This is a genomic window from Leisingera sp. S132 (genome assembly GCF_025144465.1).
Lineage (GTDB): Bacteria > Pseudomonadota > Alphaproteobacteria > Rhodobacterales > Rhodobacteraceae > Leisingera.
This window is the reverse complement of record NZ_CP083553.1, coordinates 3,809,044-3,822,252: the sequence shown is the minus strand read 5'-3', so window position 1 is coordinate 3,822,252 and position 13,209 is coordinate 3,809,044. Positions and strand designations below refer to the sequence as shown.

Sequence of the window (13,209 nt, the reverse complement as noted above, 5' to 3'; positions counted from 1 at the left end):
CCTTAACGGCTGCGCCTGAGATAGACATAGTAGGCGCCTTCTCCGCCATGGCTGATGTGGGCCGGCGTGACCTGCAAGACGGCTTGCGACAAAGGCGGCAGGGCCAGCCACTGCGGCACCTTGTGACGCAGGACACCGCGCGGCACCGGCATCGGACCCGGCTCGTCCCGGTCCTTTCCCTTGCCGGTTACCACCAGCACCAGCCGCTTTCCCGACGCCTGTGCCGACAAGATAAAGCGCGTGAGAGAAGGATGCGCAGTGTCGATCCGCATGCCATGCAGATCCAGTTTACCTTCCGGCCGGATCTTTCCGCGCTTCATGCGGCGGAAGGCCTTTTCGTCCATTTGCAGCGGATCACTGGAAAGGCTGCGGGCTATCGTTGGTTTCAGATCGTGTTTGAGGGGTTTCACCTTGGCCCGGCTGCCAATCTCAAACGCGGTCATGCGCGGCTCCGGCTGCTTGACCGGTTTGGGTTTGGGCATCGGCGGAGCTGGCGGCGAAGAATGCGCACCCGGATGCAACCGCTCTGTGTGCTTCACGACCTTGTGCCAAAGGTCGATTTCGTCGCCTGTCAGTTTGCGCCGTGTCATTCAAATGTCTTCCGGCAGCATCGCATAGGCCCGCTGGATCGGCAGCAGCAGCACCATCCGGCCCGGGTCTTTCATGGTGCCAGCGGTCTCGCCCGCTGCATCACCTGTTCCGACAAAGATGTCGGCCCGCTGTGCGCCCTTGATCGCAGAGCCGGTATCCTGCGCGACCATCAGCCGCCGCAGCGGCATATGCCCGTCCTTTTCCACCCAGACCGGCGCACCGAGCGGGGTGTAGGCAGGATCGGCGGCAATGGTGCGCATTGGTGTGACAGACCGGTTCATCGCGCCAAGCGGCCCCTTGGACGCCGCAACTTTGCGCACCTCCCGGAAGAACACATAGGAAGGATTGTGGAACAACAGTTCCTTGCCGTCGGCCGGGTTGCGGCGCACCCAGGACTTAATCACCTGGGCACTCACCTGGTGGGCGTTGTAGACGCCGCGGCGCACCAGTTCCTGACCGATGGATTTATAGGGATGACCGTTGGCCCCGCCATAGCCCACGCGAATTGTGGAGCCATCAGGCAAGCGAATTCGACCGGATCCTTGGATTTGCAGAAAGAACAGCTCCACCGGATCATCGACCCAGGCGATTTCCAGACCCCGGCCCTGCATCACGTCGCTGGTCAGGATATCCCGCCGCGGCAACCACAAGCCGTCACCCCGTGCCTCGGGCGGCATCTTGTAAACCGGATAACGGAAGCGGCCCGTGGGATAGCGGGAGCCACTCAGTTCTGGCTCGAAGTAGCCAGTAAACAAGGCAGGGTTACCGTCTTCGATCAGAACCGGACGGAAGAACAACTCAAAAAAGGCCTTTGCACCTTCTTTTGGCTGGGACTGTGCTGCGTTGCACAAGGCCGCCCAGTCAGGGTCCTTGAGGTCCTGGCAGGTTCCCAGGAAAACCTCCAGCGCAGCCGCGTGGTTATCCTTTTCCCAGCCATCCAGCTGGGAAAATTCCAGAATGCTGGACACAGTTTCGGAGTGCGCCCCGGAGGCGGTCATCGCGGCACCTGCAATCGCAGCTGCCCCAAGTGCCCCCCGAAGCGCCGCAATCATGCGTCCGTCGCGACAAGCTGCCAATTCGGATCGTCGCTGCCCATGTTGCGGGCAAAGACCCAGGTGTCCTTTTGGCGTTTCACCGCCTTGGGGTCGCCCTCGACGATGTCGCCGCCGCGGTCCCGCACAACCGAGGTCAGCTCGCCGACGAACCGCATGGTGATCTCGGCTCGTCCCGACTGGGCATCAAATTGCGCGTCTGCCAGCGATGTTTCACGCACGCCAATGAATTCAGCCTCGATCTTAAGGCCCTGGTCTTCGCGATGCGCGACAGCTTCGACGAAGCTGTCGAACACATCCTCGGCCAGGAAGGGCTGGATTTCATCCAGGTTGCCGTGCTCAAACCCCATCAGGATCATTTCATAAGCGCCGCGGGCGCCCTGGACAAAGTCCTGAACCTGGAACGAGGGTTCAACCCGTTTCATGGACGCCAAGGCCTGCGCCTGCGGACTGCCTTCAGCGACATAATCGGTGATGTCACGGTCCGGGCCGCCTTCGATCACTTCCAGATCCGGACGGCGGCTTTTGGCTTCGGATTTTGGCAGCGGCGGTTTTTCGAACCCTTCGCGTGTTCCTAGAACGCTTTTCAAGCGCAGGATCAGAAACACGGCAATACCGGCCAGAACCAATAGCTGAATCACAGGCGACTCCATGGATACCTCATGCTAGGCGTTCGTGCTTTGTTTGAAACCAAAGCGATCAGACCTTATGTAGGTGACGGGCGGGAGCAAGTCTACCGCCCGGACGTATGATCGCAAGGAAACCCCATGTATCTCTTCCTGGCCTTTCTGATGGTTCCCATCATTGAAATTGCTTTGTTTATTCAGGTCGGCGGCGCCATCGGCCTGTGGCCGACCCTGGCCATCGTGGTTCTGACCGCAGTATTGGGCACCTGGCTGGTCAAAACCCAGGGGCGGATAGCAATGGGACAGCTGCGGTCATCCTTTCAACAGCTGTCCGATCCGGCGGAACCGCTGGCACATGGAGCAATGATCCTGTTTGCCGGCGCTTTGCTGCTGACACCTGGTTTCTTTACCGACGCAGCTGGCTTTGCTCTTCTGATGCCACCTGTGCGGCTGGCGGTTTACCGCTATTTGCGCGCCCGTATCACTGTGGCTCAGTTTCAGATGGGACCGGGCAGCATGCAGAGCCGCCACTATCCCGGCACCTCTGGCAGGCCGGATGATGTCATTGATGGCGATTACAAAGATGTGACCCCAGGTCAGCGCCCAAGCGGCACTTCAGGCTGGGTTGACGGCCCCCGTTGAGCTGCCTGAACCAAGCTGTTAAGCACGTTTCAAAGTATATTTTCAGGAGTATCCCCATGGCCGAAAACGGCGAAGCGCAGCAGCAGCCGCAAGTCCAGATGAACATTCTGGCCCAGTTCATCCGCGACATGTCGTTCGAGAACGTGATGGCGCAAAAAGGCACCGGCGGCGAAGTTCAGCCTGACGTCAGCGTACAGGTGAACCTGGATGCGAAGAAACGCTCGGCAGAGAACCAGTACGAGGTTGTCACCAAGCTGACCGTGGAATCCAAGAACAAGGAAGGCGGCAACGTCCTGTTCGTGCTGGAGTTGGAATACGTTGGTGTTTTCAACATCGTCGGTATTCCGGAAGACCAGCTGCATCCGTTCCTGCTGATCGAATGCCCGCGCATGACTTTCCCGTTCCTGCGCCGCATCGTTTCCGACGTGACCCGCGACGGCGGCTTCCCGCCGCTGAACCTGGACAACATCGATTTTGTGGCGATCTACCGCAACGAGCTGGCCCGACGCCAGTCCGAAGCGGCAGCAGCGGCCCCCACACAGTAAGCAGGTCTAGTTTACTTTAGGAAACGCCGCTGACATTCAGCGGCGTTTTTTGTTTGTGCCATCTGCAGTGTTAAGCGGTCTTCCATAGAGCACCATCACCCATCTTGCCGACAAATGCCTCATGCGCTTCCAGTTCCTTAGCTGTGATCCGCGGTGGCAGCGGCGATTGCCGGGGGGCAGGGCGCCAGTCATCCTCTGCTTGGGCAGTGGCGGAAGAGCTGGCTTGTGTGGAAAGGCCGAAATCCGGCTGCCGGCCGCCGATCAGCTCCAGGTAGACGTCTGCGAGAATTTCGGAGTCGAGAAGTGCTCCGTGCAGGGTCCTGTTGGAATTGTCGATGTTGAACCGTCGGCAAAGCGCGTCCAGAGTCGCGGGCGAACCAGGGAAGCGCTGGCGCGCCATTGCCAGCGTGTCGATTGCCTGATCCATTGGAAGTTTGGGCAGCCCCATCCAGTCGAGTTCCGCATTCAGGAACTTCATGTCAAAGCCGGCGTTATGAATGACCAGTTTGGAATCCTGCACAAAATCCAGAAACTTCTGGCCAACCTTGGCAAAGACCGGCTTGTCCCTCAACGTCACTGCCCCGGGCTCTGGTTTCTGCGGCGGCTCCAGAAGGTCCGGCCCGATGCCATGGACCGAAAACGCCTCCGCCGGCATTGACCGTTCCGGGTTGATGTAAACGTGAAACGTTTCTCCGGTCGGCATGTGGTTGTAGAGTTCCACCGCGCCGATCTCGACGATCCGGTCCCCCGAAAACGGATCGAATCCGGTGGTTTCAGTATCGAGAACGATTTCACGCATGGCCGATCTTGCTCCTGATATCTGAGAGGATCTCTGCCACCTGCGCGGCGGCATGGTCGAGAGTATCTGTCTCGATCACATAGTCCGCGCGGGAGAGTTTTTCCTCAATTGGCATCTGTTTCTGCAGAATATGCCGGAATTGCTCAACCGTCATCGTGCCGCGGGCAAGAACCCTCTCTTGCTGGGTCTGCGCATCTACTGTCACGCAGGCCACCGCATCCATTTCCGCGTTGCCCCCGGTCTCAAACAGAAGCGGGATGTCGAACACCAGTATGTCGCTTTGCGCCGCTGCCCGGAACGCCGCCCGGTCCTGCGCGACCAGCGGATGCACAATGGCCTCAATATGCGCCAGCGCTTCCGGATCGCGTCCGATAATCTGCTTCAGCACTTCACGACTGACCTCATCCCTCTCCACAGCTTCAGGAAAGGCAGCCTGCATGGGCACAACGGCAGCACCACCCTTGCCGTAAAGCCGATGAACCGCTGCATCGGCATCCCAAACCGCGCAGCCCTGTGCCGCAAACAACTGGGCCGTGGTGCTTTTGCCCATACCGATGGAGCCGGTGAGACCAAGGCTGAAACTCATCCGAGCACCGCGTCCCGCGTGGCAGCGTTAACTTCCGGACGGTGGCCGAACCAGCGCTCAAACCCCGGAACCGCCTGGTGCAGGAGCATGCCCAGCCCATCAACCACGGTGCAGCCCGCGTCCTCTGCTGTCTGCAAAAGATCGGTTTTGAGGGGCGCGTAGATAAGGTCAGTCACCACCGCACTGGTTTGCAAGCCATCAAACGGCACCCGAAGACGCGGCTTGCCGACCATACCAAGCGAGGTTGTGTTCACAATCAGCGCACCTTCCTCAACGATGTTGCCGGCCTGAAGCCACTCCACCACTTTAACCCGGTTCCCGAAATCCTTGTGCAGCTGATCAGCGCGGTCCCGGGTGCGGTTGCTCAGTAGGATTTCCGGAACACCTGCTTCCAACAAAGATGCAACAACCGCCCGGCAAGCGCCGCCGGCACCCAACACGACCGCAGGCCCAGACTGAGGGTCCCAATCCGGCACTCCCTGATGCAGGTTGGTAATAAACCCGTAACCATCCGTGTTATCAGCTAAAATGGTCCCGTCTGAGCGGAAAGTCAGCGTGTTGGCCGCTCCGATCAGCTTGGCACGGTCTGTCACCTTGTCGGCGATTTCCATCACCGCTTCCTTGTGCGGGATGGTCACATTTGCCCCAACAAACCCCATCTTCGGCATCATCCGAAGGGTTTCGGAAAGGTCTTCCGGCTCTACGTGCAAGGGAACATAGTGACCAGAGATACCATGCGTCCTCAGCCAGTGGCCATGAAGTTGAGGCGACTTGGAATGCGCAACCGGACAGCCGATAACGCCGGCAAGCGGGATTCTTGCATCTGTCATTGCTCGATCACCCCCTGAAGTCCCAAGTAACTGATAAGCTCCATCAACGGTAGTCCCAAGACATTAAAGTAGCTGCCCTCTATGCTGGCAAACAACCGCACCCCCTCCTCCTCCAGCTTGTAAGCACCGACCGCGTGGCGGATGCTGTCCCAGTTCCGGGTGACATAGCTTTCCAGATAGCTGTCACTGCACTTGCGCATCGCCAGCCGGACTTGCCCCACATGGCGCCAGAGCGGTTTTCCATCACGGTAAATTACCGCGGCAGACAAAAGCATATGGCGTTTGCCGCGCATGTCCTTCAACTGACGCAGTGCTTCCTCGGAGCTGGCAGGTTTGGAAAGGATACTTCCTTCGAAATCCAGAACTTGATCACATCCCAGCACCAGCTTTCCAGGGTGCTTTCCGCTTATCTTACGTGCCTTTGCCTCTGCCAGCGCATCAGCAATGTCCCGCGGCGGAGCCTGTTCGGTCAGCAACGCCAACTTGATTGACTCCTCATCTAGGCGCGGCACGTCAGGCTCGAACTTAATACCGGCCTGACGCAACAGATGCGCCCGGATTTCGGAACCGGAAGCCAGCACAATGTGGGCAGTCATGTGGAAAACCCCGTGGGAAAGACGCAGATCGTTTCAGGACGTTTTGTATGGTTTTCCGCGGTTAAGTAAAGACTCCAGGGGTTGACGCAAATCTCAGGATTCTGCCGGCCGAGTCGTCCTTTGTGAGTCAGGATAACTTCTGAATCGTGGATATGCCGGCTCTCCCCGGTTCATCCCGCTGTTATCCCCAAGACAAGAAAGGTAAACTGATCCTTAACAAGCCATGTTTTACGGGCGTTAAGGAATTTTCCACGTCTCCTGTCCCATGCACGCTGGAATCTTATCCCTGCTGGGGATAAGCGGAGGAAGATGCACTTATCCACTGGAATCCACGCACACTACAAAAACATCATCCTTCTAATATTTCTTTAATTATTAGGGTGGTCCGATCTGACCGGGGAGAACAGACCATGGACCTGAGCGATTTGATGTTCACGCTCTACCCATATGCCAAGTCACTGCACATCATGGCCGTGCTGAGCTGGATGGCAGGGCTCTTCTATCTCCCCCGTCTGTATGTGTACCATGTGGAACAGGCAGAGAAGGTTCAGAACGCAGTCCCGATTTTCCTTACCATGGAAGAAAAGCTTCTCCGGATCATCATGCGGCCTGCAATGTATGTGTCCTGGGCTGCTGGCCTGTTCATTGTTCTGACACCGGGCATTGTTGACTGGAGCTATCTGTGGCCCTGGATCAAGGGAGTATCCGTGATCGGCATGACCTGGTTCCATCACTGGCTTCTGTTTCGCTACCGTGATTTCAAAGAAGGCCAGAATACACTGACCGGACGGCAATTCAGGCTGATGAATGAGGTGCCAACTGTTCTGATGGCGGTGATCGTGATCTCGGTTATCTTCAAATTCTGACGGAGCGGCGCTGGGACGGGGGCTGTAGCTGTGAAACGTTTACAGCCGGCGTTTGACTCATCTGAAGCGAGTCCCTATGTATGGCTCTCAGCGGGCCCGTCCGGGCAGCCGTGTTTTCCAATCCTGTCGTGTGACCGACCCCCGAACGAGCGGGGAGTAGAGGCCGTATCTATATGACCGTGCAATCCCTGAATCTGTCCGATCTCAAGGCGAAAAGCCCCAAAGCGCTGCTGGCGATGGCTGAGGAGCTGGAGATCGAAAACGCCTCGACCATGCGCAAGGGCGAGATGATGTTCCAGATCCTGCGGGAACGCGCGGATGAAGGCTGGGACATCGGCGGCGATGGTGTGCTGGAAGTGCTGCAGGACGGTTTTGGGTTCCTGCGCTCGCCTGAGGCAAACTACTTGCCGGGTCCGGACGACATTTATGTCTCCCCTGAAATGATCCGCCAGTACTCGCTGCGCACCGGTGATACCGTGGAGGGGCAAATCAAGGCACCGTTGGAGACAGAGCGTTATTTTGCGCTGACCAATGTCACCAAGATCAACTTCGAGGAGCCTGAAAAGGCCCGTCATAAGATTGCGTTCGACAACCTGACGCCGCTCTATCCCGATGAACGCCTGAAGATGGAGATCGAGGATCCCACCATCAAGGATCGCTCTGCCCGGGTGATCGACCTGGTGGCCCCCATTGGCAAGGGGCAGCGTTCTCTGATCGTGGCGCCGCCGCGCACCGGTAAGACGGTGATCCTGCAGAACATCGCGCACTCGATCGAAAAGAACCATCCGGAGTGCTACCTGATCGTTCTGCTCATCGACGAACGCCCGGAAGAGGTGACGGACATGCAGCGCTCGGTGAAAGGGGAGGTCGTCTCCTCTACCTTCGACGAGCCGGCGACCCGCCACGTTGCGGTCTCGGAGATGGTCATCGAAAAGGCAAAGCGCCTGGTAGAGCACAAACGAGATGTTGTTATTCTTCTAGATTCGATCACAAGACTTGGTAGAGCGTTCAATACAGTGGTGCCGTCCTCCGGTAAGGTTTTGACCGGTGGTGTGGATGCTAACGCTCTGCAGCGCCCGAAACGCTTCTTTGGTGCTGCGCGCAATATCGAAGAAGGCGGTTCGCTGACCATCATTGCCACAGCGCTGATCGACACCGGTTCGCGCATGGACGAGGTGATCTTTGAAGAATTCAAGGGTACCGGCAACTCGGAAATCGTGCTGGACCGCAAGATTGCCGACAAGCGCGTGTTCCCGGCGATCGACATCCTCAAGTCCGGCACCCGGAAAGAAGATTTGCTGGTCGATAAGGGCGATCTGGCAAAAACCTTTGTGCTACGCCGGATCCTGAATCCGATGGGCACCACCGACGCAATCGAATTCCTGCTGTCCAAGTTGAAGCAGACCAAGTCGAACTCCGAGTTCTTCGATTCGATGAACACCTGATCCGGGCCGGCAAGAGAGAAAGGCCATCCCATGGACACGATCTTTGCGCTGGCCTCCGCCCAAGGGAAGGCCGGGGTTGCGGTGATCCGCGTCTCCGGTCCGCTGGCGCTCAGCGCGGGCGCGGCGCTTTGTGGTGGAATTCTGCCGGCCCGGGGTTCCAGCCTAAGGATTCTGAAAGACGAATCGGGTGAACGCCTGGACGAGGCTCTGGTCCTGAGTTTTACTGCTCCCAACAGTTTCACAGGTGAAAATACTGTTGAATTTCAAACACATGGGAGTACCGCAGTTGTTTCTGCGGTCCTTGAGACTTTGCGGCGAATCGATGGACTTAGGATCGCTGAACCTGGCGAGTTCACTCGCCGGGCCTTGGAAAACGGAAACTTGGATCTCGCTCAGGTTGAAGGACTGGCTGATCTTATTGACGCGGAAACCGAAGCGCAGAGAAAGCAAGCGCAAGTCATTCTCGCCGGCGGGCTAGGGAAACTCGCGGAAAATTGGCGGGCGAAGCTGATCCGGGCTGCGTCCTTGATCGAAGTGACCATTGATTTCGCTGATGAGGACGTACCAGTTGATGTCACTCCGGAAGTGTCCGGTCTGCTAGACGAAGTTCAGACCGGCCTCGAAAAGGAGACCGCAGGCGTAAAGATCGCAGAACGTATACGTAGCGGTTTCGAGGTTGCAATTGTCGGCGCTCCGAATGTCGGGAAGTCCACTCTTCTGAATGCACTGGCCGGCCGCCAGGCTGCCATCACTTCCGAATATGCCGGTACAACCCGTGATATTATCGAAGTTCGCATGGACCTTGCCGGCTTGCCAGTGACTTTGCTGGATACTGCCGGCCTGCGGGACACCGAAGACCACGTTGAGGGTATTGGCATTGCTTTGGCGCGCGAGCGGGCTGAAAACGCCGATTTGCGGGTGTTTCTGGCGGAAGACAATGACGTCTTGGATGTTGAAATGCGGGCCGGCGACATTCGTTTGCGGCCAAAGGCGGATCTACGTGCCGATCAGGTAAACGCAATTTCCGGTCAGTCCGGGCACGGGGTCGATAGACTGATTGATCATGTAGCACTGGTTCTCAAGAACCGGTCTGCTCAGGCCGGCATCGCCACTCGGGCGCGTCACCGGGACGCCATGCTTTCAGCCTTGGTTAACCTTACTAAAGCACAGAACATACTGAAGCGTGGACCGGAATTTTATGATATTGCCGCCGAAGAAATGCGTTCGGCAATCCGCGCCTTGGAAATGCTTGTAGGGCGTATCGGGGTTGAAAATCTCCTGGATGAGATTTTCTCTAGTTTCTGTCTGGGTAAGTGAAGGAGTGTTTCACGTGAAACATTCATCTTATGATGTGATTGTTGTCGGCGGCGGACATGCCGGTACCGAAGCGGCCCACGCATCGGCACGGATGGGCGCATCAACCGCACTGGTGACTTTGGACCGGGGCGGTATCGGGGTGATGTCATGCAACCCCGCAATTGGTGGCCTAGGAAAGGGCCATCTCGTTCGGGAAATTGACGCTATGGATGGCGTCATGGGGCGTGTTGCGGATCTCGCAGGCATCCAATTCCGCTTGCTGAACCGGCGTAAGGGGCCGGCTGTACAGGGGCCGCGTGCTCAATCAGACCGCAGTATCTACCGCCGGGAAATGCTCCATCTGACGGAAGCCCAGAAGAACCTGGATGTACTAGAAGGCGAGGTGACAGATTTCCTGATGTCCGGGCAGTCTGTGGCTGGCGTGATACTCTTCGACGGAAGCGAGATTCCGGCCAAGTCAGTGGTTCTGACATCGGGCACCTTCCTTCGCGGTCTAATTCACATCGGCGATGTCTCTAAACCAGGGGGGCGAATGGGGGATAAGCCTTCGGTCAAGCTTGCCGAGCGCCTTGACAGCTTTGAACTGCCGCTAGGCCGCTTGAAGACTGGCACGCCGCCCCGACTGGATGGGAAAACCATAAACTGGGGCGTCCTGGACGCGCAGCCTGGTGATGATGACCCGGTTTTCTTCTCCTTTCTCACAAAGACACTGAATACCAGACAGGTGTCGTGCGGCATCACGCATACAAACTCAAAAACTCATGACATCATTCGCCGGAACCTCGACCGTTCGGCAATGTACGGCGGGCATATTGAGGGAGTAGGGCCTCGTTACTGCCCGTCGATCGAAGACAAAATTGTTCGGTTTGCAGAAAAGGACTCTCATCAGATCTTTCTGGAGCCGGAAGGCGTATCAGATCACACGGTTTACCCAAACGGTATCTCCACCAGCCTGCCTGTAGAAGTTCAGGAAGATTATGTGCGCTCGATTGTTGGCCTCGAACAAGCTGTCATTCTACAGCCAGGGTACGCAATTGAATATGACTATGTAGATCCTCGCGCGCTACAACTGGATCTGTCCTTGAAGGATGTGCCTGGCCTATACCTCGCAGGGCAGATTAATGGCACGACGGGCTATGAGGAAGCGGCCGCGCAGGGTCTTGTCGCGGGACTTAATGCAGCGCGACGGGCGATGGGTGATGAGCCTGTGAATTTCAGCCGGTCAAATAGCTATATCGGCGTGATGATCGACGATTTGACGACAAATGGAGTCACCGAACCTTACAGAATGTTCACGTCCCGCGCGGAATTCCGTTTGTCTCTTAGAGCCGATAATGCGGATCAAAGACTCACACCTCTTGCGATTGAATTGGGATGTGTGGGCGATGCGCGCCAAGAGGCATTCGTGAAAAAGAGCGAAAATCTGGTTTCAGCGCGCCGGATGCTTGAAGCGCATAGCTATACGCCAAAGCAAGTCGCGTCTGCCGGGATCCGGATAAATCAAGATGGCAACAAGCGGACGGGTCTGGATGTTCTGGCCTTCCCGGACGTCAGTTTCGAAGATGTGATTCAACTGATGCCGGGATTGGTGGAGGTAGAACCGGAGATTCGCCGGCAAATGGAACGGGATGCTCTGTACGCGAACTACATCGCCCGTCAGGAGCGGGAAATCTCCGCTTTGAAACGAGACGAAGGTCATTCGATACCAGCTAGCTTCAGCTATGAGGGGATTGAGGGGCTTTCCAAGGAACTCCAGCAGAAGCTTAAACGTGCTAGCCCGCAGACTTTGGCGCAGGCAGCCCGAATTGATGGTATGACACCGGCGGCCCTTGCACTCATCCTCGCAAGGATTCGAAGAGAAAAGGTAGGTCAGGAGAAAACTGCATGAGCAGTAAGGAACTCCTCGGTTCTCTCAATGTTTCACGTGAAACAATGCAGCGCCTAGATGTTTTCGACAAAGTCATTCACAAGTGGAATCCAAAGATTAACCTGGTATCCCGGTCCAGTATGGATCAGCTTTGGACCCGTCATATAGCAGACTCGATCCAGGTTTTCCGTTGCGTCGGAACACCGGATCATTGGGTTGATATTGGCAGTGGTGGAGGGTTTCCGGGACTTGTCGTTGCAATTCTAGCCGCTGATGAGGCGCCTGGAATGAAAGTTACGCTGATTGAGAGCGATCAGCGTAAATCAGCATTCCTACGGACAGCGGCTAGGGAGTGCGGGGTGCCTCTTTCCGTGATTAGTGGCCGAATTGAACGGGTTGAACCCCAGAACGCGAATGTCCTTTCCGCCCGGGCACTGGCCAGTTTGGAAGATCTGATCGAGTTTGCAGATCGTCACCTTGCGTCAGACGGTACTGCTGTCTTTCCAAAAGGGGAGAACTGGAAAAAAGAAGTGGATAAAACGCGGCAGCGATGGCGGTTTGAAATGGAAACCGCTAGAAGTTTGACTGAGCCAGAAGCAGTAATCCTGAAAATCAGGGGAGTGGAACGTGTCTGATTATTCCCGGCCGGAGGGGCCTCGTATTATCGCGGTCGCAAATCAGAAAGGCGGAGTAGGGAAGACAACAACGGCTATCAATCTCGCAGCAGCTTTGGTGGAATGCGGCCTTCGTGTGCTGGTCGTTGACCTGGATCCGCAAGGAAACGCATCCACTGGATTGGGCATTGTAGCTTCTGACCGGGATCTGACAACTTATGATCTCCTTGTGGAGGATGCATCCCTGACCGATGTCATCCGGCAAACCGCGATTGAAGACCTTTGCATTATTCCGGCAACTGTTGATCTGAGTTCTGCGGATATTGAGTTGTTCACCAATGAAAAGCGAAGCTTTCTACTGCATGACGCGCTGCGCCAAACGGCAATGGATGATTATGACTGGGACTATGTTCTGATTGATTGTCCACCGTCTTTGAATCTTCTGACGGTCAATGCGATGGTCGCCGCGCATTCAGTTCTGGTTCCCTTGCAAAGCGAATTCTTTGCGTTGGAAGGGGTTACACAACTGATGCTGACGATCCGCGAAGTCCGGCAGTCGGCGAATCCGAACCTGCGCATCGAGGGAATTGTTCTGACCATGTTTGACCGGCGCAACAATTTGTCACAACAGGTTGAGCAAGATGCGCGCGATAATCTGGGTGACCTGGTGTTCCAAACGAAGATTCCGCGCAATGTGCGTGTCAGCGAAGCACCGTCTTATGCTCAGCCTGTCCTAAACTATGACAGTAACTCCCAAGGTGCACAGGCTTATCGGGCACTGGCAGAAGAAATCCTGAATAAACATCACAAGATAGCGGCGTAAATGCAAAAAA

General features: G+C 56.5%; 15 protein-coding genes. 8 read left to right on the top strand and 7 right to left on the bottom strand.

Features of this window, described 5'->3' with window-relative positions; all coding sequences use genetic code 11:
- Window positions 1–2 precede the first annotated feature (2 nt).
- Genes K3725_RS18820 through K3725_RS18810 form a run of 3 tightly spaced genes read right to left on the bottom strand, consistent with a single transcriptional unit; the run spans window position 3 to window position 2,296 of the window.
- Window positions 3–590: a Smr/MutS family protein gene (locus K3725_RS18820; RefSeq protein ID WP_260016763.1), complete on the bottom strand. Its 588-nt coding sequence runs from the start codon at window positions 588–590 to the stop codon at window positions 3–5.
- Window positions 591–1,643, bottom strand: coding sequence for a murein transglycosylase A (locus tag K3725_RS18815; RefSeq protein ID WP_260016762.1), 1,053 nt, complete (start codon window positions 1,641–1,643; stop codon window positions 591–593). It lies immediately after the preceding gene.
- Window positions 1,640–2,296 (bottom strand): Tim44/TimA family putative adaptor protein, encoded by a 657-nt coding sequence (locus tag K3725_RS18810; protein ID WP_260016761.1) that lies wholly within the window; start codon window positions 2,294–2,296, stop codon window positions 1,640–1,642. The genes K3725_RS18815 and K3725_RS18810 overlap by 4 nt, the downstream gene beginning before the upstream one ends.
- A 114-nt stretch (window positions 2,297–2,410) precedes the next feature.
- Between K3725_RS18810 and K3725_RS18805 the strand changes: the two genes are divergently transcribed.
- On the top strand, window positions 2,411–2,911 hold the full coding sequence (locus K3725_RS18805; protein WP_260016760.1) for an FxsA family protein: 501 nt from the start codon (window positions 2,411–2,413) through the stop codon (window positions 2,909–2,911).
- 56 nt (window positions 2,912–2,967) lie between these two features.
- Complete coding sequence (secB, locus tag K3725_RS18800; protein ID WP_260016759.1) at window positions 2,968–3,456, top strand: protein-export chaperone SecB; 489 nt, start codon at window positions 2,968–2,970, stop codon at window positions 3,454–3,456.
- Window positions 3,457–3,526: 70 nt separating this feature from the next.
- On the opposite strand, the gene dnaQ is transcribed toward secB, so the two are convergent.
- From dnaQ to K3725_RS18780, 4 genes are read right to left on the bottom strand one after another with little or no spacing between them, the layout of a single operon-like run.
- On the bottom strand, window positions 3,527–4,255 hold the full coding sequence (gene dnaQ, locus K3725_RS18795) for a DNA polymerase III subunit epsilon (protein ID WP_260016758.1): 729 nt from the start codon (window positions 4,253–4,255) through the stop codon (window positions 3,527–3,529).
- Entirely contained in the window at window positions 4,248–4,841 is a 594-nt protein-coding gene (gene coaE / locus K3725_RS18790; protein ID WP_260016757.1) for a dephospho-CoA kinase, read from the bottom strand. The genes dnaQ and coaE overlap by 8 nt, the downstream gene beginning before the upstream one ends.
- Window positions 4,838–5,671: a shikimate dehydrogenase gene (locus K3725_RS18785; protein WP_260016756.1), complete on the bottom strand. Its 834-nt coding sequence runs from the start codon at window positions 5,669–5,671 to the stop codon at window positions 4,838–4,840. The genes coaE and K3725_RS18785 overlap by 4 nt, the downstream gene beginning before the upstream one ends.
- The gene (locus K3725_RS18780) at window positions 5,668–6,267 is read right to left on the bottom strand and encodes a nucleoside triphosphate pyrophosphatase (RefSeq protein ID WP_260016755.1); all 600 of its coding nucleotides are present in this window, start codon (window positions 6,265–6,267) and stop codon (window positions 5,668–5,670) included. Before K3725_RS18780 ends, K3725_RS18785 begins: the two co-directional genes overlap by 4 nt.
- A gap of 410 nt (window positions 6,268–6,677) precedes the next feature.
- Between K3725_RS18780 and K3725_RS18775 the strand changes: the two genes are divergently transcribed.
- The 6 genes from K3725_RS18775 (at window position 6,678) to K3725_RS18750 (ending at window position 13,199) form a co-directional block, all read left to right on the top strand.
- Entirely contained in the window at window positions 6,678–7,133 is a 456-nt protein-coding gene (locus K3725_RS18775; protein ID WP_260016754.1) for a CopD family protein, read from the top strand.
- Between the two features lie 173 nt (window positions 7,134–7,306).
- Window positions 7,307–8,578, top strand: coding sequence for a transcription termination factor Rho (gene rho / locus K3725_RS18770; RefSeq protein WP_065268657.1), 1,272 nt, complete (start codon window positions 7,307–7,309; stop codon window positions 8,576–8,578).
- A gap of 30 nt (window positions 8,579–8,608) precedes the next feature.
- A complete protein-coding gene (gene mnmE, locus K3725_RS18765; RefSeq protein ID WP_260016753.1) occupies window positions 8,609–9,895 on the top strand; it encodes a tRNA uridine-5-carboxymethylaminomethyl(34) synthesis GTPase MnmE in 1,287 nt (428 codons plus the stop codon).
- A gap of 13 nt (window positions 9,896–9,908) precedes the next feature.
- Entirely contained in the window at window positions 9,909–11,783 is a 1,875-nt protein-coding gene (gene mnmG, locus K3725_RS18760; RefSeq protein WP_260016752.1) for a tRNA uridine-5-carboxymethylaminomethyl(34) synthesis enzyme MnmG, read from the top strand.
- Complete coding sequence (gene rsmG, locus K3725_RS18755; protein WP_260016751.1) at window positions 11,780–12,397, top strand: 16S rRNA (guanine(527)-N(7))-methyltransferase RsmG; 618 nt, start codon at window positions 11,780–11,782, stop codon at window positions 12,395–12,397. Before mnmG ends, rsmG begins: the two co-directional genes overlap by 4 nt.
- Window positions 12,390–13,199, top strand: coding sequence for a ParA family protein (locus tag K3725_RS18750; protein WP_260016750.1), 810 nt, complete (start codon window positions 12,390–12,392; stop codon window positions 13,197–13,199). Before rsmG ends, K3725_RS18750 begins: the two co-directional genes overlap by 8 nt.
- Window positions 13,200–13,209 lie beyond the last annotated feature (10 nt).

Excerpts from the sequence above, each read along its gene's own strand:
- rsmG (WP_260016751.1), top strand. The coding sequence starts at position 11,780 with ATGAGCAGTAAGGAACTCCTCGGTTCTCTCAATGTTTCACGTGAAACA.
- K3725_RS18785 (WP_260016756.1), bottom strand. The coding sequence starts at position 5,671 with ATGACAGATGCAAGAATCCCGCTTGCCGGCGTTATCGGCTGTCCGGTT.
- secB (WP_260016759.1), top strand. The coding sequence starts at position 2,968 with ATGGCCGAAAACGGCGAAGCGCAGCAGCAGCCGCAAGTCCAGATGAAC.
- K3725_RS18775 (WP_260016754.1), top strand. The coding sequence starts at position 6,678 with ATGGACCTGAGCGATTTGATGTTCACGCTCTACCCATATGCCAAGTCA.
- K3725_RS18805 (WP_260016760.1), top strand. The coding sequence starts at position 2,411 with ATGTATCTCTTCCTGGCCTTTCTGATGGTTCCCATCATTGAAATTGCT.
- rho (WP_065268657.1), top strand. The coding sequence starts at position 7,307 with ATGACCGTGCAATCCCTGAATCTGTCCGATCTCAAGGCGAAAAGCCCC.
- dnaQ (WP_260016758.1), bottom strand. The coding sequence starts at position 4,255 with ATGCGTGAAATCGTTCTCGATACTGAAACCACCGGATTCGATCCGTTT.
- K3725_RS18815 (WP_260016762.1), bottom strand. The coding sequence starts at position 1,643 with ATGATTGCGGCGCTTCGGGGGGCACTTGGGGCAGCTGCGATTGCAGGT.
- K3725_RS18780 (WP_260016755.1), bottom strand. The coding sequence starts at position 6,267 with ATGACTGCCCACATTGTGCTGGCTTCCGGTTCCGAAATCCGGGCGCAT.
- mnmE (WP_260016753.1), top strand. The coding sequence starts at position 8,609 with ATGGACACGATCTTTGCGCTGGCCTCCGCCCAAGGGAAGGCCGGGGTT.
- K3725_RS18810 (WP_260016761.1), bottom strand. The coding sequence starts at position 2,296 with ATGGAGTCGCCTGTGATTCAGCTATTGGTTCTGGCCGGTATTGCCGTG.
- K3725_RS18820 (WP_260016763.1), bottom strand. The coding sequence starts at position 590 with ATGACACGGCGCAAACTGACAGGCGACGAAATCGACCTTTGGCACAAG.
- coaE (WP_260016757.1), bottom strand. The coding sequence starts at position 4,841 with ATGAGTTTCAGCCTTGGTCTCACCGGCTCCATCGGTATGGGCAAAAGC.